Raw genomic sequence first — 23,539 nt, 5'->3', positions numbered from 1 at the left:
GCATGTGCGGAATATTCGCTGCGGTGACGCGTCAGGGCATCTCGGCTGATCGATGTGATGCTGCGCTCAAGCTCTTGGAGCATCGCGGACCGGACGGGACCGGTATCTGGACGTCGCGCGACGGCCGGTGGACACTCGGGCACACGCGGCTGTCGATCATCGGTTTGAGGAACGGCAGTCAGCCGATGACCAGCCCGGACGGGGCGGTGCACATGGTGGTCAACGGCGAGTTCTACGGCTACCGCGAGATCCGGGAGCGGCTGCGGGCGAGCGGCTACGTCTTCACCACTGAGAGTGACAGCGAGATCGCGCTACACCTGTACCACGAGCGGGGCGTGTTGGCGGCGTCGCAGCTGAGGGGCGAGTTCGCGGTGGTCATCGCCGACGAACGCCAGCGGGAGATGATCGCGATCCGCGACCGGTTCGGGGTCAAGCCGCTCTACTACGCCGCGGTGAATGGTGAGGTGTACTTCGCCTCGGAGATCAAAGCCCTGCTGGCCCTGGGTGTGCCGGCGGTGTGGGATCTCGAGGGCGCGATCGGGGGGATGGGCAGGTCTCATGAGAAGACCGAGTTCGCCGGGATCAGCACGGTACCGCCGGGCTGTTATGCGATCGCCAAAGACGGTGATGTTCGCATCTATCCGTATTGGGACTGGGAGATTCCGACTACCGAGCAGATGCGGGCGGACACCCGCAGCGAGGCCGAGATCGTCGGCGGGTTTCGTGAGGCATTGCGAGATTCCGTCCGGCAGCGACTGGTCGCCGACGTCGAGGTCGCGTCGTACCTGAGTGGCGGCATAGATTCATGTGCCGTCCTCGGGCTGGCGCAGCAGGAGATGGACCGGCCGATCCGTGCGTTCACGCTCACCTTCGACAACGCGCTGTACGACGAAGCCAGCGTAGCCGAGGCTCAAGCCAAACATGTTGGCGCTACGTATCATCCGATTCCGATCACCGGTCGTGAGATCGCCGACGCGTTCGCGGATGCGATCTGGCACGCCGAGACGCAGATGTTCAACGGTCACGGCGTCGCGAAATATCTGCTCAGCCGGGCCGTGCGCGCCGCGGGCATCAAGGTGGTGTTCACCGGGGAAGGTGCCGACGAGATGCTCGCCGGTTATCCGTTCTTCCGGGTCGACGCGTTGAACAACGACGCGACGTTGAGTGCTGACCAGAAGGCCGCGCTGCTCGACGAGATGCTCGGCGCCAATGCGGCAACTCGGGCGTTGATGATGCCGGAGCAGGTGAGCAATGCCGAGATGCAGGCTGTGCAGCGCAGGCTCGGGTGGTTGCCGGCGACGCTGAATGTGGGTGCGGCGCAGACGAACAGCGTGTCGCCGTTGTACCGGGACGATCTGCCGGCGTCAGTGCGGGAGTTTCAGCCGCTGCTGTCCGCACTGGATCGTTTGCCGCTGGGGCAGCGTGTCGCCGGCCGCGACCGCCTCAATCAAATGCTCTACGTCAACGCGAAGACGGTGCTGCCGAACTTCATCCTGAACTATCTGGCCGATCGGATGGAGATGGCGCACTCCATCGAAGGGCGCGTGCCGTTCCTGGACCACCACGTCGCCGAAGCTGCAGCGCGCGTCCCGGTGAGCATGAAGGTGAAGGGCATTCGGGAGAAGCATGTGCTCCGGGAAGCGACGAAGGACGTCTTGATTCCCGAGGTGTACGACCGGCAGAAGCATCCATTCACGACGCCGCCGACCCGCGACAAGAACGACCCGATGCTGACCTTCTACCGGGATACGTTCGCGTCGCAGGCCGCCAGGGACCAGCCGATCTTCGACATGAAGAAGGTTTCCGCGGCGCTCGATCAGCTACTCGATTGTCCGGAGGATCAACGTATCGCGGTGGAGGGCGGTATGCAGCGTGCCGCGAGTGTCGCTGTGATGCAGGAGCTTTTCTCCTTGACGTGAGCCGCCGCCGACGGCCATCGGTTAGCGCAAGTCGCGAATCTAGGCAGTGACATCGCCGTCTCCAAGCAGTTCATGGGCCCATCCCTTCGGCAATGGCAAGCAGGATCGGTCCCAGCATGTCGGTGCCTCCTGGGATGCTTCGACGCGAGCGAAGCCGAAGCAGGCGTAACCTGCTCCTATCAGGGTCTGGAGGTGTTCGATGGCGGGGTTGGCCGAACTCCCACGTGACCTGGTGACGCTCGAAGAGTGGGACGCGCTTGAGCTGGACGAGGCGCGCCGTTGGGAGCTCGTCGAGGGGGGCATCGTCATGACGCCGCGGCCACGTCCGCTTCATCAGGTCGTGTCACGAAATCTTTCTCAGTTGATTCGAGAGAACCTGCCTGCATCGCTGGTTGTGTTGCAAGAGGTTGAGGTCACGGTAGAGGCCCGCTTCCCGCCTACAGTGCGTGACCCAGACTTGGTCGTGGTGAACCGCAGTGTCGTCGATCGCAACCCGGTACGAGTGGATCCATCCGATGTCGTACTTGTTGTCGAGATTGTGTCTCCTGGATCGCGTCGAACCGACCGGGTGATGAAGGCATACGAATACGCCAAGGCCGGTATTGGGCACTATTGGATCGTCGATCTCGACGCCGACTCAGACGAGCGATTCCTTTCGCATGTACTCCGCGAAGGGACCTATCATCGCGTCGCGGCCCTCGTCGGAGACTCGGTACAAACCGCAGAGCCGCTGGCCCTGAACTTCCGGATCGACACGCTGACCCAGCCCTGAGCTCGAGTTGGCAGCGAATCCGCCTGGCGTCTCCTATGCCGTATCGGATCGCCAGTTGAACCCGTCAAGTCCTGCGACGGCGCGACGTTTCAGTCCCCACTCGGCGGAACAGCTCAGCCGGTCGTCCCCTGGTGCCGGCCGTCGTGGAACCGGTCGCGATAAGATGCGGCTCCATGGCCCGACGGAATGTGTCGCGCTGCAGCGCACGCCCGACGATCGCTTCATGTGCAATCCGCAACTCCCGCAACGTGAACTCGCCGCGGAGAAGGCCGTCGGGGTCCGGCTTCTCGAGATAGCGCGCCTGAACGTCGCCGACCGCAAGCTCGATTATGTCGGCGTGGTCGTAAGGCAGTCGTCCGGGCGCGCCGACCTGCACGAGCCGCGTCGTGTCGACGAAACGGTCGGCCAGCTGTTCTTCCCGCACCACTTGCACGTGAGCGACGGACAACACCCACCCGCGATCGTCCCGCTCGGGGTCGTCGAAGACGTGCAGTTGGCGCGGTCGCAGCCCTCGCACGTTGGCCTTGATCCGTAGCGACCGATCCACCGCATCGGCGAGCGTCTCCCCTTCGTGCAGGAACGTGCCCGGTAACGCCCAGCCGGACTCGTGTTGTGGCCGTCGCACTTCGAGCACCACAAGTCCGAGATCCACATCGAGCGTGAGCACGGCAGTGTCGACGGCAACCGACGGCCGCGGGTACTCCTCGAGGGTTCGCCCGCTGCTGTCTCTGTACCGTCGCTCGCTCATGTCTGGGCCCACAGCGTACCTGGTGTTGACAATTAGCGCATATATGCGCAAAATAGATCCAGAAGGGGGTAACCATGGCTTCGTACAACGATCGGGTAGAGGGCGTGCTGCTGGCGACTGCCGCCGGCGACGCGCTCGGCGCACCATATGAGTTCGCGCCTCCTCGCGGACCGGACCTCGAAGTGGCGATGGTCGGCGGTAGCGGATGGGAACCGGGTGAGTGGACCGACGACACGTCGATGGCCATCGCGATCGCGGAGGTCGCCGCCAGGGGTGAGGATCTCCGCGACGTGGCCGCGCAAGACGCGATCGTGCAGCGTTGGTACGACTGGTCACGCAACGCGAAAGACGTTGGCATTCAGACACGGTCCGTGCTGGCGGCCGCTTCGCGAGGTGGCGTGATCACCGCGGCGAGTGCCCGCGCCGAATCAGCCAAGCTGCATGAGCACGGAGGCCGTACCGGAGGTAACGGCGCATTGATGCGCACTGCGCCAGTCGCACTCGCGTATCTCGACGACGAGCACGCGATGGTCGAAGCCGCCCGCGCGATCAGCGAGCTCACGCACTTCGATCCGGACGCCGGCGACGCCTGCGTATTGTGGTGCAGCGCAATTCGCCACGCCGTACGCACCGGCGAGCTCGACGTGCGAACCGGGTTACGTCACCTCGAACCCCACCGCCTCACGACATGGGCCAAGCGTCTCGACGACGCCGAAGCGGCACCGCCCGCCTCGTTCCCGAACAACGGATGGGTGGTGACCGCCATGCAGGCGGCGTGGTCGGCGATCGCGACGACGCCAGTGCCGCAGGATGATCCGGCCAATGGTGACTTCAAGGCCGACCATCTGCGACTGGCGCTCGACTCCGCGGTCCGCGCCGTATACGACACGGACACCGTCGCGGCGATCGCGGGCGGCCTGCTCGGCGCGGCGTACGGCGCGTCAGCCGTTCCCGGCGGCTGGCGCCGACTGTTGCACGGCTGGCCGGGAATCGACGCGCATGGCTTGGTGAATCTGACGACGGCGATCGAGCGCAAGGGCAAGCCCGACGAATTCGACTTCTCCTACCCCGGGTCGCCGATCGACACCTTCGCGCGTCATCCCTACGACGATGGCGTCCTGCTCGGCGGCATTGGGGTGCTGCGGAAGCTGCCCGAAGAGGTGGGCGCCGTCGTCTCACTGTGCCGGCTGGCCGATGAGGACATGATCTGCGGCATCCCGCACGTTGAGGTCCGGCTGATTGACCGCACGGGACACGACGAGAATCCACATCTGGAATATGTTCTGCTGGACACGGTGCGGCTGATCGAACAGTTCCGACGTGAGGGCCGGACCGTGCTCGTGCACTGCGTCGCCGCTTACAGCCGAACTCCGGCCATCGGAGCGCTGTACGGAGCGCGGTTGCGCAACGTGAGCGTCGACGAGGCGCTGCGCGATGTCCGGGCGGTGCTGCCCGGCGCGTATCCGAACGATGCCTTTCGAGAAGCACTTCGGCGCATAAGACCAGAGAGCGGCGACTAAGCCGGCGGCAAGTTCAGCCGGCGGCGCCAAGTCGGCCGCAATCGAGGCTAACGCCCGGGCGGCAGTTCTCGAGGACCGCGATTCCCGCTCAGCTCGCGCGTTCCACCACCGGCCAGTTCGGCCCGGTCGTCGCCTCTGGTCATCGCCGGTGACACCGGCTCGGCACCGGCGTCGAGCCGGCGGTAGCCGTGTCCGCGGTCGTCGGGTCTGACGGCCGACGCCCGCCGCGGGCCCGACCCATCGCTCGTTTCCGTAACCGACTCTCCCGCAACCTCTTCCATGGCAGTACTCACCTTGCGAGTGCGTCGCATCGAGAAGTGGATCTCTTCGGTCTCCTCGAAGACCTGCCGTGCACCCCGCAGCGGCTTGGTGCTGGTGTCGATCGCGTTCACGATGATCGGCGGGACCAGCGGCCGAATCCAGCGCGCGGCGGTCCGGGTGACATCGGGGATGCTCGGGATCAGCGGGCGTCCGGCGTTTTCGGATCGCTCCACGGAGCGGTCGTCATCGACCCGCGCCGGCAAGTTCTCGGTTGCCTCAGCGTCAACGGTCTCCGCAATGGCGGGCGGCTCGGCAGTGGGCAGTTCGGCGACGCGGAAGCTCGCCGCTTCTGCTTCGGCAGCGATCGGCAGATATACGTCGTCGGGCTCGCGTATGCGCTCGGACCGGGTGGGTGTCGGCGGCTCGATCGCCTCGATCACGCGACGGCGCTGCTGCTCGCGGTCGATCTGGAGCTGAGCCTCGACGGCCATGCGAGCGCTGGCCAGCTGCTGCTCGGCCCACATGTTGTCGATGGCCGCCCGCACTTCGGCGCGCTTCACCGCGATCGCCGTGTCGGCATTCAGTTCGGCTCGATCCCGCTCGACGTCGGCGGCCGCGCCGCGGTCCTGGGACGTCTCGCCCCGCCACAGCTTGAGGATCAGCGGCAGCAAGCTCAGCAGGACGAAGAACGCGTCGACGAGCAGCCGCAGGGCCAACGCACCTGGATGGGCCAGCGTGTGGTCGTTCATGGCGACCCACCGGGCACCCAGTCCCCGATCGGCATCGGCGATCGCCGCCTGCCGGGCCTGTGCCAGCGCCTGCTCGCGGTCGGTGATCTCGGCGTCGAGCACGGGCGCGCGCCGGTCTCGGTCGGCCAGCGCGGCGTCGAGCGCCGACTGGGCGTCGCCAAGGAAGTCGTTCGCGGTCCGGTTCTCCGGTCCGGCGCCGGGCACGCCGGTGATTGAGGTCTGCGGGCAGTCGGGACGGGGGTTGAATTCGCAGCGGGCCACCACCAATGCGTCCTGACGACGTTGCACGGCTTGCTCCACTGCCTCGTCGAGCCCCGCGCGGGCGGCCCGGCTGCGGTCCAGGTCGGCGGCGGTTTGCGCTACGGCCGGGGAGGAGGTGCGCGCCGCTTGCTCGTCGAGCAGCCGGTCGATCGATCCCGAGAACACGACGACGGCGGCGAGTTCGCCGACCACGGCCCCGAGGCAGATTGCGATCCCAGCACGTCCCGCTATTCCGGCGCCGCCCACAGTTCCCGTGGCGATCGCGCGGCTCACCGCGCCCACCAGCAGCCCGAAAACAGACGTCACTGCGACGACGGCGGCCACCGGCCAGGCGGTCGCCTCGATCAGCGCCAGGGCCGAAACGAGCCAGGCCAGGATCGCCGCGAGCAGCACGACGACTCCGGCGCTGAGCAGGGTGGACCGCTCATGGCGGACGCCGAATCCGCGCCGCTCGCCACCACCGAGCCAGACGAGCGCCGCCGTCACCGGCGACGCGGCATGATCGTGCGCAGAAACTTTGTGGGCGGACATCGAAACTCCAAACACGTTCCGGGCTGTGCGTAAGAGGACGCTGACCGACAACCCTGTCGGTGATCTGACCAGGCGAAACTCCCCCGCGGATCGCACCATCACCCCGATGCGAATGCCTTGAATCCTCTACAGGCTAGCTGGCGGGCGCCTTCTACACGAACCGCCGACGGCCCGGCAGCGTACGCACAACCGCCTGCAGACACTGACACCCGGGACGACCGCCCTCGTATCGTGGGCCAAATGCAGAAGGATCGAGTCGTCCACATCGCGCGGCAGATCGGTGCGTTGACGGTCGCGGCAGTGACCGCCGCGTCGACGCTCAACGGCTACCGACCGCTGGCACGCAAGGGCTACCCGTCGATCTTCTCGTTTGGGTTCGGTCTCGTGGTGAGCGAATTCCCGCTGCAGACGCTCGCCAGCCAGCTCGGAGCGCTGGCCTTGACCGCTCGTCGCTTGACCCGCCCGGTGCGCATCATCGCCTGGGTCGTGGCCGGCCTTTCGGCGGTTGGCCTGCTGAACTTCAGCCGCGCGGGTCATCGGGCGGACACCCCGCTGACCGAAGCGTTGGACAGCGGCCTGGGCGCCGATCGCCGCACAGACTCCAAAGGCCTGTGGCGGCGGCCCGAGGGTGCCGGCACCGCCAAGAGCCCGGGCGCGCTGCGGATGCTGCGGATCTACCGCGACTACGCCCACGACGGCAACATCAGCTACGGCGAATTTAGCAGTGCCAACCAGCTCGACATCTGGCGTCGTCCCGATCTCGACCGGAACGGGAAAGCGCCGGTGCTCTTCCAGATTCCCGGCGGCGCGTGGGTCACCGGAAACAAACGCGGACAGGCACATCCGTTGATGAGCCACCTCGCCGAGCTCGGCTGGATCTGCGTGGCGGCCAATTACCGGCACAGCCCGCGCAATACGTGGCCCGACCACATCGTCGACGTCAAGCGCGCGCTGGCCTGGGTGAAGGAGCACATCGCCGGATACGGCGGCGACCCCGACTTCATCGTCATCACTGGCGGCTCGGCCGGCGGCCATCTGTCGTCGCTGGCTGCGCTGACGCCCAACGATCCGCGCTACCAGCCGGGCTTCGAGGACGCCGACACCCGGGTGCAGGCCGCGGTCCCGTTCTACGGCGTCTACGACTTCACCCGCTTCGACGACGCGATGCATCCATCGATGCCCGAGTTGCTCGAGGAGATGGTCATCAAGCAACCGCAGTCGACGAACATGCAGGCGTATGTCGACGCGTCGCCCGTGAACCACGTCGCCGTCGACGCTCCCCCGTTCTTCGTCTTGCACGGGACCAACGACTCGCTGGTCCCCGTCGAGCAGGCGCGCGCCTTCGTCGCGAAACTGCGCGACGTCAGCACCCAGCCGGTCGTGTACGCCGAATTACCGTTCGCGCAGCACGCTTTCGACATGCTGGGCTCAGCGCGCGCCGCACACGCGGCGGTCGCGGTCGAGCAGTTTCTCGCCGAGGTCTACGCCAACCGGCAGCAGGCGAGGCAAATCAGCGCGACGTCGTAGCGGCAGACCACAGGTCTAAGCCGACGGTAGGCTCGCGATCATGGAGCCTGACAGCCTCGAAGCCCGTGAACTCCGCGACTTTCGTCGGGCCACTGTCTCCAGCTTCAACGCCTTGCGCGACGACATGAACGATTTGCGCAGTGAACTGAATGACTTGCGCTCCGAGCTGCGCGGAAAACTCGACGCAGCGGCCGCAGGTCAACAGCACATCGTCGAGCTTCTGGAAGGTCTTATCGCCGATCAAGGCTGACGTGGGCATTCGGCCCGCTCGCATCAAAGCCTCCGATTACGGGTTTTCGCGACAGAGCCAATACCATCGCTGACGCCATGACCGACACCGCCCTGACAGCTACGCCGAGCGCCGATCCCGGCCGCATCTCCGCTGAGGCGGACCGCCGCAGGACGTTCGCCGTCATCAGCCACCCCGACGCCGGCAAGTCCACGCTGACCGAGGCGCTGGCGTTGCACGCGCGGGTCATCACCGAGGCGGGCGCGGTGCACGGTAAAGCGGGCCGGCGTGCGACGGTGTCGGACTGGATGGAGATGGAGAAGGCCAGGGGCATCTCGATCACGTCGACGGTGCTGCAGTTCCCCTACCGCTCGTGCGTCATCAACCTGCTCGACACGCCCGGTCACGCCGACTTCTCCGAAGACACCTACCGGGTACTGACGGCCGTCGACTCCGCGGTGATGCTCATCGACGCCGCCAAAGGCCTTGAGCCACAGACGTTGAAGCTGTTCCAGGTGTGCAAGCACCGCAAGATCCCGATCATCACGGTCGTCAACAAGTGGGACCGCCCGGGACGCCACGCCCTGGAACTGATGGACGAGATCCAGGAACGAATTGGGTTGCGCCCCATGCCGTTGACGTGGCCGGTCGGCATCGCCGGGGACTTCAAAGGGGTGCTCGACCGGCGGGCGGGAAACTTCATCCGCTTCACCCGCACCGCGGGTGGTGCCACCGCGGCGCCCGAAGAGCACATCGCGGCGGCCGATGCGCACGACGTTGCCGGCGACGACTGGGACACCGCCGTCGAGGAGAGCGAACTGCTGTCCGCGGATGGCAGCGACTACGACCGTGAGAGGTTCCTCAGCGGCGAGGCCTCACCGGTGCTGTTCACGTCGGCGGCGTTGAACTTCGGTGTGAATCAGCTCCTCGATGTGCTGGTCGAACTGGCGCCTCCACCGAGCGGAGCCTGTGACGTCGACGGGGGTCGGCGCGCCGTCGAATCACCGTTCAGCGCTTTCGTTTTCAAGGTGCAGGCCGGTATGGATTCGGCGCACCGCGATCGTATCGCCTATGCGCGGGTGGTGTCGGGCACGTTCGAGCGCGGGGAGGTCCTCACGCATGCCGTTACCGGTAAGCCGTTCGTCACCAAGTACGCGCAGTCGGTGTTCGGCCAGCAGCGCGCCACGCTGGATACCGCCTGGCCCGGTGATGTGATCGGGTTGGCGAACGCTGCTGCGCTACGCCCGGGTGACACGCTGTATCGCGATGCGCCGGTGCAGTTTCCGCCGATACCGAGCTTCTCCCCCGAGCATTTCGCGGTGGCGCGCGGCACCGATCCCAGTAAGCACAAGCAGTTTCGCCGCGGGATCGAGCAGCTCGAGCAGGAGGGCGTCGTGCAGGTGCTGCGCTCAGACCGCCGCGGTGACCAGGCGCCGGTGCTCGCGGCGGTCGGTCCGATGCAGTTCGAGGTGGCCGTGCACCGGATGGCCGCCGAGTTCAGCACGCCGATCGCGTTGGAGTCGCTGCCGTATCAGGTCGCTCGGATCGTCGACCCCGCCGACGCCGAGTTCATGGACAGGCAGGTTTCGGCGGAGGTGCTGACCCGCAGCGACGGGGTCATGCTCGTCCTGTTCTCCACGCCATGGCGGCTGGAGGGCTTTCAACGGGACAATCCCGACGTAAAGCTCGGGTCTCTGGTGGCCGCGTAGGAATACGAAGCCGCCGATGCTCAGAGTTGGTGTCAGACATGGACTATCGTCAGGCCCGCAACACCCTCTAGGACATCGAAGTCCCCATTCTGCGTGACTACCGGCAGGTGCTTGGCGGCGGCGATTGCAGCGATCCACAGGTCATTGACTCGGACCCGTCGCCCGACCTCGGCCAGGTGGACGCGTAACAGCGCCCAAAGTCGAGCCGCCTCTTCGTCGACCGGTAACGCGGTCATATCTGCGACTGCATCCAACGTACGAAGGCGACGTGCCCGAATCTCGGAGGTCCGCGCCGCGAGCACACCTGCGTTCAGTTCGCCGAGGGTCACCACGGTCGTGGCTAGCTCCTCCGGAATCAGCGACGTCTCCAGTGGGCGCCCGTTCTCGTTGGCGATGAAGACCGAGGTGTCGAGGATGCCGGACGCGGGCCGATCAGTCGTCACAACTCGTCGAGGTCATCGGTGGTTTCACCGGCGAGTTCCGCGAGGTCATCACGCAAACCGGGGTCCGCCTGGCTGGTCTGAAGCCGCTTGACCAATTCCGCCTTCGACACCCACCGCCGACGCCGCGGCTCGATAGCGGCGATCACCGCTACGGCTCGTCCATTCACCGTGATCGTCACCTCCTCGCCTGCTTGGACCCGACGAAGCACGCCGGCCGTATCGTTCCGCAGTTCGCGGGAAGCCACCGTAGACATGCTACGAGCGTAGCACTTACGTAGCACATCGATACGCCGACCGAATGGAGCCGCCCACAGATAACCCACGGTGGTCATGCGGCCGCTTCGCGGTCGTAACAACCGTCGAGCAACGCCGTCACGTTTCTCGACTGCCACGCCCGGCCGTCGGGCGTGCGTTGACCCGACGAATTCAGCACCCGGGCTGCCGCTGCGCGAGTCACGCCACAACCATCCACCAGCCAACACACATAGCCGGCGACAGCCTGCTGACGCTCGGCCCACGGCAGCTCGGCCTGTGGAAGCCTTGGCGGCCAATCGTTTTCGTGCGGCATCACTGGCGCAGCGTTTGCGGCGTGCGCGACCATACTCTCAAGACTTTCGACCCCGGCAGCGGCCAGCGCCGCACGATCGAGAGCGTCGACGGCCTGCACCTCGTGTCGCGTGGTCGATTTCGCTCATTCCACCCGTATCCGGGACGGGCCAGAGATCGGGGCCCAGCAGTTTTCGGCGGGAGTCCCGACCCGCAGCGACGGAGTCATGCTGTATTGTTCTCCACCCCGGCGGCTGGAGGGCTTCCAACGGGACAGCCGGGACGTTAAAGGTCGGGTCGTTGATGGCGGATCAGGTGACGCGACTGCGACTATCGATGGCTGACGGTCCCGACACGGCGAATCGTCGTTGCCAACTATCTATACCGTGTGCGACTGTCGAGAAGTCCCCTGTTCACTCCTCGCGCTCCTTTAGCGAACCGCCGCCGACCAGATATCCCGTCGTCGGCGTAGGACTGAACGGGTCGACCCAGCTTCGAAGACGCGCCAACTCGCGTGCGGCAACGATCGAGGCAATTGAGCCGCTTCTTGTCGCGGCGAAGGCACGGTCACCGACCTCTCGCGCTGCCGCGTCGATGGCGTCACCCTCGACATCAATGTCGGCCGACATCCTCGCGCGTAGAACCGCTTCCCTGACGGGGTCACCGCCATCGCCGCTCATGAACCCGCCTTTGGCCAGGACTGCCACGGCACTGGCGGGGCCGTTGCCACTGAGACGTAGTTCGCTTGGGTCGTCGAGTTTCGCATATTCACGGAGCGCAACAACTGTATGTGCGGCAACCTCATTCGGTTCATTCCGCGGGACTTCGACGGCGGCGCCTTCTTCCTCACTCCACGAATGCACACCGATACTGAACCAAAGCCGACCTGCCGCATCGCACCGGAGCTCGACGAGCGGAGGAGCTGCGGCAGATTTCCGAGAGATAGTGAGGACGTCGCGGCGATGCAGCATCCCCGCGACATACGCGGCGACGAAGGTCTTGAAAGATCGCCACTGGGCCTCTGAAGCGAACTCACTCATGAAAACGCCTCTCACTCGTGGTCGTCATGCAGAGCAACGACTTTCGGTGTGGTTATCGTCCTTAGTGGCTCATCCGCCCTTTTACCATGCGACACTCCGATAAATCGGGCCCCTGCTTGCAGAGGCGCTCTTGCCGGGCACCGGTCAGCGCGCGGCCGCGTCGTCATCCGAGCCACCCACGAGCGTGGGGTTGGCGTGCCGTCAAGTCGGAGCTTGGCGACGGCAACTCATGACGCCGTTTTCAAAGTAACACGCCTCACCGACACTCGGCGGCGTTCGCGGTAACGGCCTGACACCCTGCCGTCGCGTGTGAGTTACCGTGACCACGTGTTCGGTACACGCTCGTCCTCGCGACCCGAACTGCGTCGGCCACAGCGAGCCGAGCTGGTGATCTGCCGCGTCCGTGTCGAGCTCGACGATGCTCGGCCGCCCATCTGGCGTCGGCTCGATCTGCGTTCCGACATGACGTTGGACGTGCTGCATCAGGCTCTGCAGGTAGCCTTCAGCTGGGACGACCGTCACCTACACCGATTTTCGTTGGGCGGCAGCCCTTTCGATCGCAACAGCCAAGTGTTCCTGTGTCCGTACGACGCAGAAAACCCGGAATTCGGTGACGATCCTGGTCCGGAGGCCTCGCAGGTGCGCCTGGACCAGACACTGCAGAATCCCGGGGACAGTCTGCATTACGTCTACGACTACGGCGACAACTGGGAGCTGACGCTACAACTCGAGCAGGTGATGACAGCACTCGACGATTCGCCGACCGCCGTCCTGGTCGATGGCGGCCGTGCTGCACCGCCGGAGGACTGCGGAGGGTTGCTCGACGCCGAGCAGCTTGCCCAGGTGCTCGACGACCCTGCCCGGTTCGAGCCCGACGAGGTCAACGCTGCGCTGCGCGGCACCTACTTCGTCATTCGCGAGGCCGGCCTCGACGCGCGTCTGGCCGATCTGGTGCGTCGGCTGGAGCCGACGCCGGCGGGCCCGAGTGTGGTCGAGCGGATGGCGCGGCTGGCCTCCGAGCCGACGACGGTCGACGAAGTTGAGCTGACGACGTCGCTGCGGCCGTATCAATGGTTCCTCGACCGAGCGACTGACGGCGGGATTTCGTTGACGTCGGCTGGCTATCTGAAGCCGGCCGATGTGACAGTGGCGACGGAAGTCGTTCCAGCGATGGGTGATTGGCCGGGCCGCAGCGACCGCGAGGTGCATTGTCCTCCACTGCTGGATTTCCGGCATTCGCTGCAGTCGCTGGGATTGCTTCGCAAGCACAAGGGAGTTCTGCTGTTGACCCGCGCGGGTGTTGCGGCGCAACGTGACCCGACGGCGCTGTGGGACCACCTGGCTCGCCGGTTGGTGCGGGTCGACGAACACACCTTTGAAGACCAGGCGAGCTTGTTACTGCTCGCTTACACGGGAGGCAGTGCCGAGGGCAACTTGCCGGTCGACGAAATCGCCGCTGTACTAATGGAACTCGGCTGGCGCCACAGTGACGGTGAAGTTGTGAAGGGCTACGAGCTTTACAGATTGCCCGCATATATTGCGCTCATCAATGTTTCCGACCGGCCCAGGGTTTGGGCACAACGTCACCGGATCAGTCCGGCGGCATCCGCGCTTGCGCGGGCCGCGTTGCGACGCCGCAACTGAGCAGGGCGCCTAGGAACCCGCCGCGCGGAGCTCCGCGTAGACCGCCGCTTCGAAGCCGAGGATCGTCTTGACCATCGTGTCGTCGAAGAACGGCAGCAGCTGCGTCGCGATGACGGCGCCGATCCCCGCCGCACGGTCGATCCAGTAGAAGCTGTTGAAGAGCCCAGACCAGTCGCCCGAGCCGGCACTGCGCATGCCCGGCAGGTCGATCAGATAGAGGTGGAACCCGAGGCCCCACCCTTGGGGCACATCGAGCGACTCGACCGGCTTGGCCAGCTCTGGGACGGTCGGCTCCAGCTTCTTCGGTAGCGGCGCCCCGTCGAGGTGATCTTGCAACGCGAGCTCCACCGTCTCTTCTTTGAGGATGCGCGCGCCGTCGAGTTCACCGCCGTTGAGCCAGGCGCGCACGAAGCGGCCGTAGTCGGCGATCGTCCCGTAGGACCCGTGGCCGGCGGAGTCCCACTCCGGCTCGGCTGTGAGGTCGATGACGCTCGGCCCCAGGCTGCCGTCCGACGCTCGGGACATGACCGGCAGCAACCGGGTGCGCTGCACGTCGGTCGGGGAAAACGTGGAGTCGGTCATGCCGAGGGGACCGTAGACATGCTCGGCGAGGTAGTCGCCCAGCGTCTGACCGCTCACGGCCTCGACGACTTGGCCGACCCAGTCGGTGCTGACGCCGTACTCCCAGACCGTGCCGGGATCGTGGACGAGCGGCGCGCTGATGGCTCGCTTGATCCCCTGAAGCACGTCGGGAAACCCGTACTCGGTGCAGTACGTGAAGAGCTTCTCGTTGAGGAAGTGATAGCCGCATCCGGCGGTGTGGGTCATGAGCTGGCGGACGGTCGCTTGCGTCTTGGGCGCGCGCAGGACGGGCTCGCCGCTCTGGAAGCCGTCGAGCACCTGGAGGTCGCCGAATTCGGGCACGATCGATGCGACGGGCGCGTCGAGATTGACGCGACCCTGCTCGACGAGCTGCAGCGCGGCGGTGGTCGCGACGGCCTTGGTCATGGAGGCGTTGCGGAACATGGTGTCCGGCTTGGCATCTCCGGATGCGTGCTCGTAGAGGACGCCGTCGCGGCCGACGACTGTGGCAGCGATGCCGTGCAGGGATCCGTCGGAGGTCACGCCGTTCAGCAGGTCGTCAATTCGCTCGAACCCCATGTGAAGCTCCTTTGCTTTTGGGGACGCGAGCCATCATCGCATGCGACGGGAGCTGTGCCGGTGGTGTCGCATCTTGCGCCGCATCAACGCGGCTCGTCGAACGTGATGACCTCGCCGCGGTTGATCGACACCCAGTCCCTGGCCTCCAGGTACGGGCGGAGGGTCTCGGTGATCGCCTGCTGGTCGGCGGTCGTCTTCGGCCGCTGCAACTCGTAGAGATGTGGGAACTCGGTCCAGGCAACGACGGCGTCCCAGAGCCGCAGCGCCGCTTCACCGACGGGTGGATCGATGAGTACCGGCCCGAACAGGCACTGCCCATCGGGGAAGAACAGGGTCGGCACGCCGTAGCCGCCGGCGTCGACGACGCGCTGGTGGTCGGCCATCACCTCGTCGTTGGTGGTCGGGTCGTCGATGGCTTGGTCGACAAGCCCGGCATCGAAGCCAAGTTCCTCCAAAAGAGCTCGGGCAACGGCCTTTTCGTGCGGCTTGTGGCCTTCAACGTGCAGTGCCCGCGCGGCCCGTTCGTACCACGCGTCGACGTCGGCCATCGACTTCCGGCGCAGGAGCGCGCCGATGCGCATCATCGACCAGCCGTACGACCACTCCCGCTCCCACGGGTGCTTCTTGCCCTCCTGACGGTTGATCTCCTCAAGGCTGAAGAAGCGCCAGTTCACCTCGAGGCCGGTCTGATCGCGCACTTCACGAATCCATCGTGACGTCTGATACGCGAAGGGACACATGACGTCGAAGTGAAAGTCAACGGCGACAGGGCGATCGGTCATATCGTGGACCTCAGGTTGTTGTGCCGGCGGGGTCACCGGTTCCCGCGGAATCCTGCCAGCTAAGCGTTCCCAAGTCGATGGCCGTCGCTGACCAAGTTTCGGGGCAAGCGTCGTTGTGTTCACGGCGGCAGCGGTGGTGGATTTCCAGGCCAGTGCCCGAAAGCGCGCGGTATTCGACGACACGAGCGGTCTTCAACGACACAGTTATCGAGATTCCATGACTACGTCCGGGCGCGACCGCTCCGCCGCGGGCTGATGAATACGTATCTGTCGCCTGTACAGCGTGCAATCAAGCGCAGCCGGTGAATGGCGTGACCTCCCGACCGGCGGCCCGACGCGATTGGTCGGAACTCAAGCCTCCCGACATGCGGCATACGCATCACTTCGCGTCGGAGCCACCCATCGCCGGGAGGTTTGATGCTGAACGGATGACGTCCCACCACGTGACGACATGCGGCACCCCAAGACGGACGTTCGCAGTGAGGACCTCTAGGTCGATCGAGTGCACCCACGCGGGCAGGGGTCGGACGAACTCGAGGTCGGCGACGAAGTAAATATCACCGCGCGGGTTGGGATACCCGGTCGCGACCAGGTCGGACGCGGTTGCTGGCTGCCAGCGCAGTAATCGCGCGGCGCGCAACACCTGGAAGGAACCAATTCTGTTCTCGTACAAGAGAAGCAACTTGGCGCCGAGCTCTCGTCCACCAATTTCGACAGCGCCGGTCCGGTCTCCAGCACGAATGTTGTACTTACGGACTCGTTCTATCCATCGACGGTGGTCATCACTTCGAACGAAACCGAGGAGCACGTCCGTATCAGCGGGAGGTTCATCCAAGAAGTCGGTGGTCAGTGGCGATGTGAGGGCGGACCCGCCAGGCCGATGTACGGTCGCTGTCCAGAAGCGATGCCGCTCATCACGCGTAACTTGGCTGGCGACATGTGTGAGCACATCGCTAAGGAAATGGTCGAGGGCTTGCGATGACGACGGGAGCCCGTCGCTGCTCGGCCTGAGAGGGAAGGCGCCGAGGCCAGGCAACACTTCCTTGAAGCCGGGATGTCGCCGAATGTCTTTGATCTCTGATCCCGGATACAGCACGTATGCTCCCGCCGTTCGCGAAATCGCGTCGCGGTACGCGTGCATCTTGAGTAAGTCGTCGCGCTTAGCACCGCCAGAGGTCGTCGATTCCTCGAACGACTCACCCGAATCAGGTTCAGAGGTCAGCTGTGAGAGGAGATTGTCGACGCGGTACTTGGCGTCGAAGTGCAGCCAAACCTCGAGCTCTTGCGGGGACACAAGCGAAGGCGTGCTGCCTTCTGGTCGAATCCGCACCGAGCAGTCAGGGCGCATCGCTTGACTCCACGAGCCACGCCGATCGTCTGCGCCGGCGAACGTTCGATTGAAGTAGACCTCGACACGGAGCGGCCGATCCCCTCGTCTGACCGACCACCACAACCTCGACGCGTGGCCTGACCGCAGAGTCATGGATAACCCGTCGCCGGTCAGAGTGAAGGCACGAACCGTCTGATCCTCCCCGCACACTCGCCCTAGCGAATTCACTAGCGCGAGAAAGCACCAAAACTCATAGAGCGTTGCGACGTTGCGTTGCGAAGCTGCGAAAACGTCAGTCATTCCCTCGCGGTCAATGCGAACTGTCGGACTCGACTCAGTCATCGCGAACGTGCGGAAGAGTTCGCGGTAACCCGCGCGCTTAAGTAGTACCTGGTCCGACGTTGGCATTCTCCGTAGTGAGCTGACCTCTTTGAATAGTGGGTGCGCTAAATATTCGTCGAGTTGGGCACCAACATCGGCAGCGATCTGCTGACCGCGACGCAGCGGTCCGGACTCGACCAGCGAATATTGAGATAGCACGTCGATCAGTTCCAGCGAGATGGCTCGCCAACGTGTCAAAGCGAACTTGACAAACTGATTTGCGGAGTTGTCGACACTCGCTTCGGCGCGATCACGGGTTAAAACAGCAGGCAGAGACGGGAGTACGGCGGAATGACCCGGCCACGGAATCCGCTGACCGGGCGCGCAAACTGCACGACGAAAAGCGGCCCCGGATGGAAACGGTGATCCAATAGGGCGGATCTCGCGCTCAGACACCCATATGCGGTGTGGCTGCGAGGTGACACACGCAATCGCGGCCTCGAATGCTGGGTCCTTTAAGTACGCCGCGATCATCGCGAAGCGGAGGTAAAGCAGTTCTGCGGGCAATTCGCTCGGCGCAAGATCCAGCATGCTGGGCGCGAAACCTTGCAGCACTGCCTCAGAAGCGAACGAAGAGATGTCCGTCAGCATCTGACGATATTCAGTCTCGTGATCCAGTTTGACGGCCTCGACGTCGACATCGGTCGTGCCTGTCAGCCCCGTTGAGCGATCGACGACTTGGATACGGACACGCCCTACGGCTTGACCAGGGAGTAGTCGCCCTTGCTTAAGGCTTGCATCGTCAGGATCGAATAACTCGCGCGGCTCAATATCGACACTCGTTGCGTCCGTAAGTACTTCGTAGCGGTAAACCGCTGCTTCCCGCAACGACAGCTCACCGCGCGCCGACAACGTCGTGTCCTGCCGACCCGGGAGATTGGCGACCAGCAGGTCGCCAACGACGTCGCCTTCGTTATCTCGAAGCTTCAACTTCATCGAGTCCGCAGGCATAGCTACTCAGCGAAACTGACGAACTGATTGGCGCGAATTGAGTCGATCATGCGGGCGATCTTGTGGTGCGTCACAGGCAGCCGCGGAGCCGGACCGGTGCCCTGAGCCAGAGCATCTAGCGCAGTCAGAACCGGCTCGACTCGCCGTCGCGACCCGTGCACCTTCGGCAGGATCTTCTGCATCATCGCGAGGTCGATTGCGGTATCACTATCGGTGTCTCCAGTTGCTGCGAAGAATGCGGAGAACCGCAAGATCTCGTACAGCGTTCGGTGCCCGAACTCTTGATTGGCGCCTGCGAGGATCGCGTGCGCCTCTCGAAGGGTCGAAACAATCTGGTCGCGCGCCGGATGAGGATGCACGCGGTGCCAATCGTCTTTCTCGGCCAATGACGCGAAAGCGCGGACTCGATGATCCTCGCCAGCCGCCGCTGCAGTAGGCCGTCGAAGCTCGGCGTCGAGCTCATCAGAGCTCACCCGAAACTCAAAAGTGAAGGCCCTGTCGAGAACCTTCGGCGAGAACATGTAGGTCGTCTCGTCTACGTTGACTGTGCCAACAACGAAAAGGTTTCGTGGCAACGGCAGCCGTTGCGCCTCGACGTCGCGCAGGATCCACTGACGGGATGGTTCATCGAAAACGAGATCAGGTAAGACCGGACGTCGTGACTCGATCCCGGACAGAAAATCAGAAAAGTACCGTTCGACGTGGGCCAAGTTCATCTCGTCCAGAATCAGCAGGTACGGGTGCTCCGGCTCGCTCGCGGCGCGAAGAACAAACTCGAACGCTTCGGGCACGAACCACACCGGCGCCCCAGAAGCGGACGTACGCAGCGCATCCTCGTACCCAAAGATAGATTCCGGTCCCGTCCAGTCAGGCCGAACGGGTACGACGACGTGGCGATGGCGTCCATGGTTATCCGTGCCGAACCATTCACCGAGTCTCATCGCGAGCTGAGTCTTGCCCGAACCGGCGAGTCCCGTCAGGATCGCGAAGGGTTTCGCAAGCAAACTGCTCACGAACGATCTAACGAGGTTGGATTCGGCTGGGAAGCGAAGACCAGAGGTTTCCACCGCGACGGCGAAGTCATGAAACAGATCGGCGGGTGTCGGCGTCTCCGGCGATGTAATGGGCGGTCGCGAAGCAACTTCGACCGAAGGTAAATGCGCCGCGAGTTCGGGAAAACTCTGTGCCAGTTCGTACACGAAGTCTTCGTGAAGGCGCACAAGGTAGACCTGCTGAACGGATCCAGAGACTGTGAACGGCGAACCTTGCTTGATTCGGGCGCCCTCGTCGATTGCGGCAAGTGCGATCGGCTCATTGAGCTCCTGATACTGCGCCTCGACGAGCCGGCCCGCGTCTTCCCAGGACTGGTCGTCGAGCGGATTCGGCGCTGGCCTCGCCGCTGCGGTTACACGGCTTGCGGCCCGCAACGAACCGTTGCTGTAGTGCAGGACTACGTCACCGTCACGAACCTCATCCATGGTGTCCCAGTGGTATTGCGGGCGGCCTGCCTTGTTCAGCATTGGTGCCCAGAGGAACCCGCCGTCGCGCTCCTTTGTGTAAGTGGCACCTTGATTCACCCACCAGACGGAGCCCTGTCCTCCGAGGAAGGTAGCCCCTTCTTTGGTCAGCTCACCGCTTCTATCGATGAGCCCACTCTCTATGAGAAGTTCTCGGTAGCGAGCACCCTGCGATTCAAAGGTTCGATCCGCTTGCCACTGGTCGGTTTCATCATGCTCCGCGAGCGCACGCCCGAGGTCGCTATTGGACCAGCCGGAGGGTAGGTCACGAACCACCCGAACGGCAGCGCGGACGTCTTCAGCCAGCGGGGCGTTACCAGTTGACAGCCGGTCCCGAAGGACGCCTGCCTGAACGTCGTTGACGATCCAGGGATTGCTTGGATCAACTTCTTCGGCGTAGGCGGTTCCCGAGTCGGTGAGCTTCCACCAGCGCTGGTCCTCCACAACCAGATCGAGCATCCGCGCAAAGCGGAGACAATCACTCGCTCGCCTCGCCGGGTTCTGGTGCGGGCCGTCCGACTTGAAACTTTGCTCTGGATCGTCACCGAGGAGATCCTCGATGCCGGCCGTGCCAAACGCGCGAAGGCGGGCGAGCAGCAGGTTGCCGTAACTGAGCTTGAGGGTCGGGATTGCCAGCACAGTCCCAGGTTAATTGGACGGACCAGCGGGGGGCGCCATCCAGCCACTATTGCTAACTCAGTCCGGTGGGCTCCGACCGTACCAACTCAACGCTTCCGTCGACGATCCGACCAAGATCACCCACACACCCACCCCGGCCACAGTTTCTGCACGGCAACAACCAATGCCGCCGCTAGCACCGCTCCCTACCACCTCGGCCTTCAACTCGATGCCCGGCGCTGACCCACCCGCATCCGCACGAAGTCGGTGATCGCCGCTGCGAATGACGCCTGCACCACCGTGGGTGACCCTCGCCCGCCCTCACCGATGAGATTCGCCCGCAGCAGCGCCGCCTGCCGCCCCACCCTATAGATCGTGGGGGAAGCCCCCACCACTTCACCGATTTCGCCGCACTAGGGACGATCCAGCGGCACGGTTCTCGCGTTGCCACAGCCCGCGCCGGAGTACCCGACGCCCCCTAAGCCGGCCCCTCGAGATTGCCCTCCCGGACATCCTCACGGCATTTCGCCCGGCTCTGCCCCGTCTGGCTCACGCAGACCCGCACCTGCTGTTCGATGCCCGCGGGGTATACCTCGTCGGACGGGCCCGGCGATGCCGTCGGATTCGGCACCGCGCCCTGGTAGATCGACCACACCTCGTCGCCGGTCGTCGGCAACCGCGAGCAGTACGCCTGCTGTCCGCTCGTCGTCTGCCCCGCCGCTCCCAGCGTCGCGCAGTCGGCGCCAATGAGGACGACCGGCACCACCGGCTTCGACCCGGAATCCTCCGTCGGCTCGTTCCACCGCGCCACACCCAAGCCAACCGCAATCGCCACCCCGATCAGCACTACACCAACTCCGGCCGCCAACCAGGCGCGCCGTGGCCGCCGCGATTCCGAGTCCGCTTTTGCGGGCTTGCTCGCCTTCTTCGCCGCCAGGGCAGGCATCGTCGAATCGGCAGCGCCCAACTCCTGCGCCGCCGCTGCCAACCCCTCGGCCATCGCCTCGGCGAACTCGCTACATGTTTCGTAGCGGTCCTCCGGCGACTTGGCCAACGCCCGATCGAAGGCCGGCCCCAACCCCGACAGCTCCGGAATGCGCTCACCGATGGCCGGCGGCCGCGCCGTGAGGTGGTTACTGATCACGACCGCGGGATTGTCGTGCTGGAACAACTGTTGGCCGGTGATCAAGTGAAAAGCCGTCGCCGCCAACGCATACTGATCCGCTCGGCCGCTCAGCGACTCTCCCATCAACTGCTCGGGTGCCGCGTACGCCACCGTTCCGACCGTCATATCGGTGGCCGTCAGACCCGCCGAGTCCTGCACCCAGCGCGCAATTCCGAAGTCCGCCAACAATGCTCGGCTGAACTTCTGATCGCTTTGTGCCAGCAGGATGTTCGACGGCTTGACATCGCGATGCAGCAGCTCCCGCTGGTGTGCGTAGTCCAGCGCATCGGCCACACCCGAGACGATCCGCACCACATCCTCGGGCGGCAGCCCGGCGCCTCCGTAATCACGCAGCAACGCGCCTGCGTCGGTGCCCTCGACATAGTCCATCGTGATCCACAGCTGACCGTCGAACTCGCCGCGGTCGTGCAGGCCCACGATGTTCGGATGCCACAACCGGGCCACCATGTCGGCCTCACGGTTGAAGCGCTCGCGGTACTCCCCGTCGACCGTGAAATCAGCCGGCAGGATCTTGAGCGCGTCGTAGCGCGGCAGCCGCGGATGCTGGACGAGGTAAACCTCACCCATGCCACCCGCACCGAGCGGACGCACCACCGTGTACCCGGCGAAAACGTCGCCTTCAGCTAACGCCATGGCCTCACACCCGACATGATGCCGGTATCGCCACTATCCGCCATGGCGAAACTTTCGCACGGCCTCAAAGGACCATCCGCCGCAGGGCTGGCTTCGAGCGCCACCGCGAGCCCGTGACCGGTATCGGCTTCCAAACGCCACACGACCTGCCGCTGCTCCGTATGGTGACCGCATGGCGGCTGACGATCACCTCGCGCTCACCCGTCGCCGCCTTTTGCAGCTCGTCGGCCTGGCCGCCGTCACCGCTGGCGCGTACCCGAACGGAACCGCGAACGCGCGTCCCCAACAGGCACCCGCCTCCAACGTCGTGCTGTGCCGTGACGCCTGGGGCGCCCAGCCGCCCCGCCCTGGCGGCACCCCGCAGACCCCTGTCCGCATGACGATCCACCACACCGCGGTCACCCTCGGCGACAACGCCAACGCGCCGGCTCGACTGCGCCAGCACCAGCACTACCACCAGGACACCCACGGCTGGATCGACATCGCCTACCACCTCAGCGTCGACCGCAACGGCAACATCTATGAGCTGCGCAAGCCCGAGCTCGTCGGCGACACCGCCACCAACTACGACCCCACCGGCCACTTCCTCGTCGTCTGCGAAGGCAACTTCGACGAAGAACAGATCAGTGAGGATCAGCTCAACGGCGCTGCACTCGCATTCGCTTGGGCCGCACAGCGATTCGACATCCCGACCGGCACGTTGGCCGGCCACCGCGACGCCAGTCCCGACACCTCATGCCCCGGCACCAACCTCTATTCGCACGTCGCCTCGGGCGATCTCAAGAACCGCGTCAACGCTCTTCTGGCCAACGGATCCGTCGACCTCCACACCATCTGCGGACCCGAGGCATCGGCCGCCGTCGCCGACATCGAATCCGGCCTCCGGTAACTCATGCGAGGCCACACCGCCAGGCTCGCAGCCATCGCAGCAGTAGCCGCGCTCCTCGTGCAATGCGGCACTCCTCCCCCACCACAACCCGCCGCACCGCCGAGCACGACCCCACCGCCGACCGGACGTTGGCCGGCCTGGTAGCGTCGGCGCCTCGCTGACCGGTGCGTCGCCGTCCTTGGCCGACGCGGC

General features: G+C 64.9%; 19 protein-coding genes, 1 pseudogene and 1 riboswitch. Of the genes and pseudogenes, 8 read left to right on the top strand and 12 right to left on the bottom strand.

Annotation, left to right across the window (positions count from 1 at the left end):
• Positions 1–2: 2 nt before the first annotated feature.
• Both asnB and A5663_RS05345 read left to right on the top strand, forming a co-directional pair.
• The gene (asnB, locus tag A5663_RS05350) at positions 3–1,919 is read left to right on the top strand and encodes an asparagine synthase (glutamine-hydrolyzing) (RefSeq protein WP_068144887.1); all 1,917 of its coding nucleotides are present in this window, start codon (positions 3–5) and stop codon (positions 1,917–1,919) included.
• Positions 1,920–2,151: 232 nt separating this feature from the next.
• Complete coding sequence (locus A5663_RS05345; RefSeq protein ID WP_231976692.1) at positions 2,152–2,691, top strand: Uma2 family endonuclease; 540 nt, start codon at positions 2,152–2,154, stop codon at positions 2,689–2,691.
• A gap of 64 nt (positions 2,692–2,755) precedes the next feature.
• Here the strand turns inward: A5663_RS05345 and A5663_RS05340 are convergent, their stop codons facing one another.
• Positions 2,756–3,439, bottom strand: coding sequence for an NUDIX domain-containing protein (locus tag A5663_RS05340; protein ID WP_068144881.1), 684 nt, complete (start codon positions 3,437–3,439; stop codon positions 2,756–2,758).
• A 74-nt stretch (positions 3,440–3,513) separates the two neighbouring features.
• Here A5663_RS05340 and A5663_RS05335 point away from each other — a divergent pair, with 74 nt between their 5' ends.
• On the top strand, positions 3,514–4,959 hold the full coding sequence (locus tag A5663_RS05335; RefSeq protein ID WP_068144877.1) for an ADP-ribosylglycohydrolase family protein: 1,446 nt from the start codon (positions 3,514–3,516) through the stop codon (positions 4,957–4,959).
• 47 nt (positions 4,960–5,006) lie between these two features.
• Here A5663_RS05335 and A5663_RS05330 read toward each other — a convergent pair whose 3' ends face one another.
• Positions 5,007–6,761 (bottom strand): DUF4407 domain-containing protein, encoded by a 1,755-nt coding sequence (locus A5663_RS05330; protein ID WP_068144874.1) that lies wholly within the window; start codon positions 6,759–6,761, stop codon positions 5,007–5,009.
• A gap of 240 nt (positions 6,762–7,001) precedes the next feature.
• Here A5663_RS05330 and A5663_RS05325 point away from each other — a divergent pair, with 240 nt between their 5' ends.
• From A5663_RS05325 to A5663_RS05315, 3 genes and pseudogenes are all read left to right on the top strand, one after another.
• Complete coding sequence (locus A5663_RS05325) at positions 7,002–8,288, top strand: alpha/beta hydrolase (protein WP_068144871.1); 1,287 nt, start codon at positions 7,002–7,004, stop codon at positions 8,286–8,288.
• Positions 8,289–8,355: 67 nt separating this feature from the next.
• Positions 8,356–8,538: pseudogene (locus A5663_RS22485) on the top strand (hypothetical protein); the annotation flags it as partial.
• Between the two features lie 77 nt (positions 8,539–8,615).
• On the top strand, positions 8,616–10,226 hold the full coding sequence (locus A5663_RS05315; RefSeq protein ID WP_068144867.1) for a peptide chain release factor 3: 1,611 nt from the start codon (positions 8,616–8,618) through the stop codon (positions 10,224–10,226).
• 32 nt (positions 10,227–10,258) lie between these two features.
• Here A5663_RS05315 and A5663_RS05310 read toward each other — a convergent pair whose 3' ends face one another.
• The 4 genes from A5663_RS05310 to A5663_RS05295 form a co-directional block, all read right to left on the bottom strand.
• Positions 10,259–10,669: a type II toxin-antitoxin system VapC family toxin gene (locus tag A5663_RS05310; RefSeq protein ID WP_156744363.1), complete on the bottom strand. Its 411-nt coding sequence runs from the start codon at positions 10,667–10,669 to the stop codon at positions 10,259–10,261.
• A complete protein-coding gene (locus A5663_RS05305; RefSeq protein WP_068144864.1) occupies positions 10,666–10,923 on the bottom strand; it encodes a type II toxin-antitoxin system Phd/YefM family antitoxin in 258 nt (85 codons plus the stop codon). Before A5663_RS05305 ends, A5663_RS05310 begins: the two co-directional genes overlap by 4 nt.
• A gap of 74 nt (positions 10,924–10,997) precedes the next feature.
• Positions 10,998–11,126 carry a hypothetical protein gene (locus A5663_RS23720; protein ID WP_255396164.1) on the bottom strand — a complete coding sequence of 43 codons (129 nt, stop codon included), beginning with the start codon at positions 11,124–11,126 and terminating at the stop codon, positions 10,998–11,000.
• A 502-nt stretch (positions 11,127–11,628) separates the two neighbouring features.
• Entirely contained in the window at positions 11,629–12,255 is a 627-nt protein-coding gene (locus A5663_RS05295; RefSeq protein ID WP_156744357.1) for a hypothetical protein, read from the bottom strand.
• Between the two features lie 121 nt (positions 12,256–12,376).
• Positions 12,377–12,490, bottom strand: a riboswitch (SAM riboswitch).
• 92 nt (positions 12,491–12,582) lie between these two features.
• Here A5663_RS05295 and A5663_RS05290 point away from each other — a divergent pair.
• Positions 12,583–13,899, top strand: a complete 1,317-nt coding sequence (locus A5663_RS05290; protein ID WP_231976691.1) for a plasmid pRiA4b ORF-3 family protein — start codon at positions 12,583–12,585, stop codon at positions 13,897–13,899.
• Between the two features lie 9 nt (positions 13,900–13,908).
• Here the strand turns inward: A5663_RS05290 and A5663_RS05285 are convergent, their stop codons facing one another.
• The 6 genes from A5663_RS05285 to A5663_RS05265 form a co-directional block, all read right to left on the bottom strand.
• On the bottom strand, positions 13,909–15,060 hold the full coding sequence (locus A5663_RS05285; RefSeq protein ID WP_068144852.1) for a serine hydrolase: 1,152 nt from the start codon (positions 15,058–15,060) through the stop codon (positions 13,909–13,911).
• A gap of 83 nt (positions 15,061–15,143) precedes the next feature.
• Positions 15,144–15,842: a DsbA family protein gene (locus A5663_RS05280; protein ID WP_068144849.1), complete on the bottom strand. Its 699-nt coding sequence runs from the start codon at positions 15,840–15,842 to the stop codon at positions 15,144–15,146.
• A 379-nt stretch (positions 15,843–16,221) separates the two neighbouring features.
• The gene (locus tag A5663_RS05275) at positions 16,222–18,489 is read right to left on the bottom strand and encodes a DUF2357 domain-containing protein (RefSeq protein ID WP_197503303.1); all 2,268 of its coding nucleotides are present in this window, start codon (positions 18,487–18,489) and stop codon (positions 16,222–16,224) included.
• A gap of 17 nt (positions 18,490–18,506) precedes the next feature.
• Positions 18,507–20,660 (bottom strand): McrB family protein, encoded by a 2,154-nt coding sequence (locus A5663_RS05270; RefSeq protein WP_068144843.1) that lies wholly within the window; start codon positions 20,658–20,660, stop codon positions 18,507–18,509.
• A 200-nt stretch (positions 20,661–20,860) separates the two neighbouring features.
• Positions 20,861–21,004: a hypothetical protein gene (locus tag A5663_RS22925; RefSeq protein WP_156744356.1), complete on the bottom strand. Its 144-nt coding sequence runs from the start codon at positions 21,002–21,004 to the stop codon at positions 20,861–20,863.
• A 113-nt stretch (positions 21,005–21,117) separates the two neighbouring features.
• Positions 21,118–22,458 (bottom strand): serine/threonine-protein kinase, encoded by a 1,341-nt coding sequence (locus A5663_RS05265; protein WP_068144839.1) that lies wholly within the window; start codon positions 22,456–22,458, stop codon positions 21,118–21,120.
• Between the two features lie 172 nt (positions 22,459–22,630).
• Between A5663_RS05265 and A5663_RS05260 the strand changes: the two genes are divergently transcribed.
• Positions 22,631–23,347, top strand: coding sequence for an N-acetylmuramoyl-L-alanine amidase (locus tag A5663_RS05260; RefSeq protein ID WP_231976690.1), 717 nt, complete (start codon positions 22,631–22,633; stop codon positions 23,345–23,347).
• Positions 23,348–23,539: the final 192 nt, after the last annotated feature.

This window comes from Mycobacterium sp. E740, from assembly GCF_001672895.1.
Classification (GTDB): Bacteria; Actinomycetota; Actinomycetes; order Mycobacteriales; family Mycobacteriaceae; genus Mycobacterium.
This window is presented reverse-complemented; position numbering and strand designations above follow the sequence as displayed.

What these genes read in the sequence shown, in the direction of transcription:
- A5663_RS05330 (WP_068144874.1), bottom strand. Translation starts at nt 6,761, where the DNA reads ATGTCCGCCCACAAAGTTTCTGCGCACGATCATGCCGCGTCGCCGGTG.
- A5663_RS05280 (WP_068144849.1), bottom strand. Translation starts at nt 15,842, where the DNA reads ATGACCGATCGCCCTGTCGCCGTTGACTTTCACTTCGACGTCATGTGT.
- A5663_RS05325 (WP_068144871.1), top strand. Translation starts at nt 7,002, where the DNA reads ATGCAGAAGGATCGAGTCGTCCACATCGCGCGGCAGATCGGTGCGTTG.
- A5663_RS05285 (WP_068144852.1), bottom strand. Translation starts at nt 15,060, where the DNA reads ATGGGGTTCGAGCGAATTGACGACCTGCTGAACGGCGTGACCTCCGAC.
- A5663_RS05340 (WP_068144881.1), bottom strand. Translation starts at nt 3,439, where the DNA reads ATGAGCGAGCGACGGTACAGAGACAGCAGCGGGCGAACCCTCGAGGAG.
- A5663_RS05335 (WP_068144877.1), top strand. Translation starts at nt 3,514, where the DNA reads ATGGCTTCGTACAACGATCGGGTAGAGGGCGTGCTGCTGGCGACTGCC.
- A5663_RS05275 (WP_197503303.1), bottom strand. Translation starts at nt 18,489, where the DNA reads ATGAAGTTGAAGCTTCGAGATAACGAAGGCGACGTCGTTGGCGACCTG.
- A5663_RS05295 (WP_156744357.1), bottom strand. Translation starts at nt 12,255, where the DNA reads ATGAGTGAGTTCGCTTCAGAGGCCCAGTGGCGATCTTTCAAGACCTTC.
- A5663_RS05265 (WP_068144839.1), bottom strand. Translation starts at nt 22,458, where the DNA reads ATGGCGTTAGCTGAAGGCGACGTTTTCGCCGGGTACACGGTGGTGCGT.
- asnB (WP_068144887.1), top strand. Translation starts at nt 3, where the DNA reads ATGTGCGGAATATTCGCTGCGGTGACGCGTCAGGGCATCTCGGCTGAT.
- A5663_RS05305 (WP_068144864.1), bottom strand. Translation starts at nt 10,923, where the DNA reads ATGTCTACGGTGGCTTCCCGCGAACTGCGGAACGATACGGCCGGCGTG.
- A5663_RS05315 (WP_068144867.1), top strand. Translation starts at nt 8,616, where the DNA reads ATGACCGACACCGCCCTGACAGCTACGCCGAGCGCCGATCCCGGCCGC.
- A5663_RS05260 (WP_231976690.1), top strand. Translation starts at nt 22,631, where the DNA reads ATGGCGGCTGACGATCACCTCGCGCTCACCCGTCGCCGCCTTTTGCAG.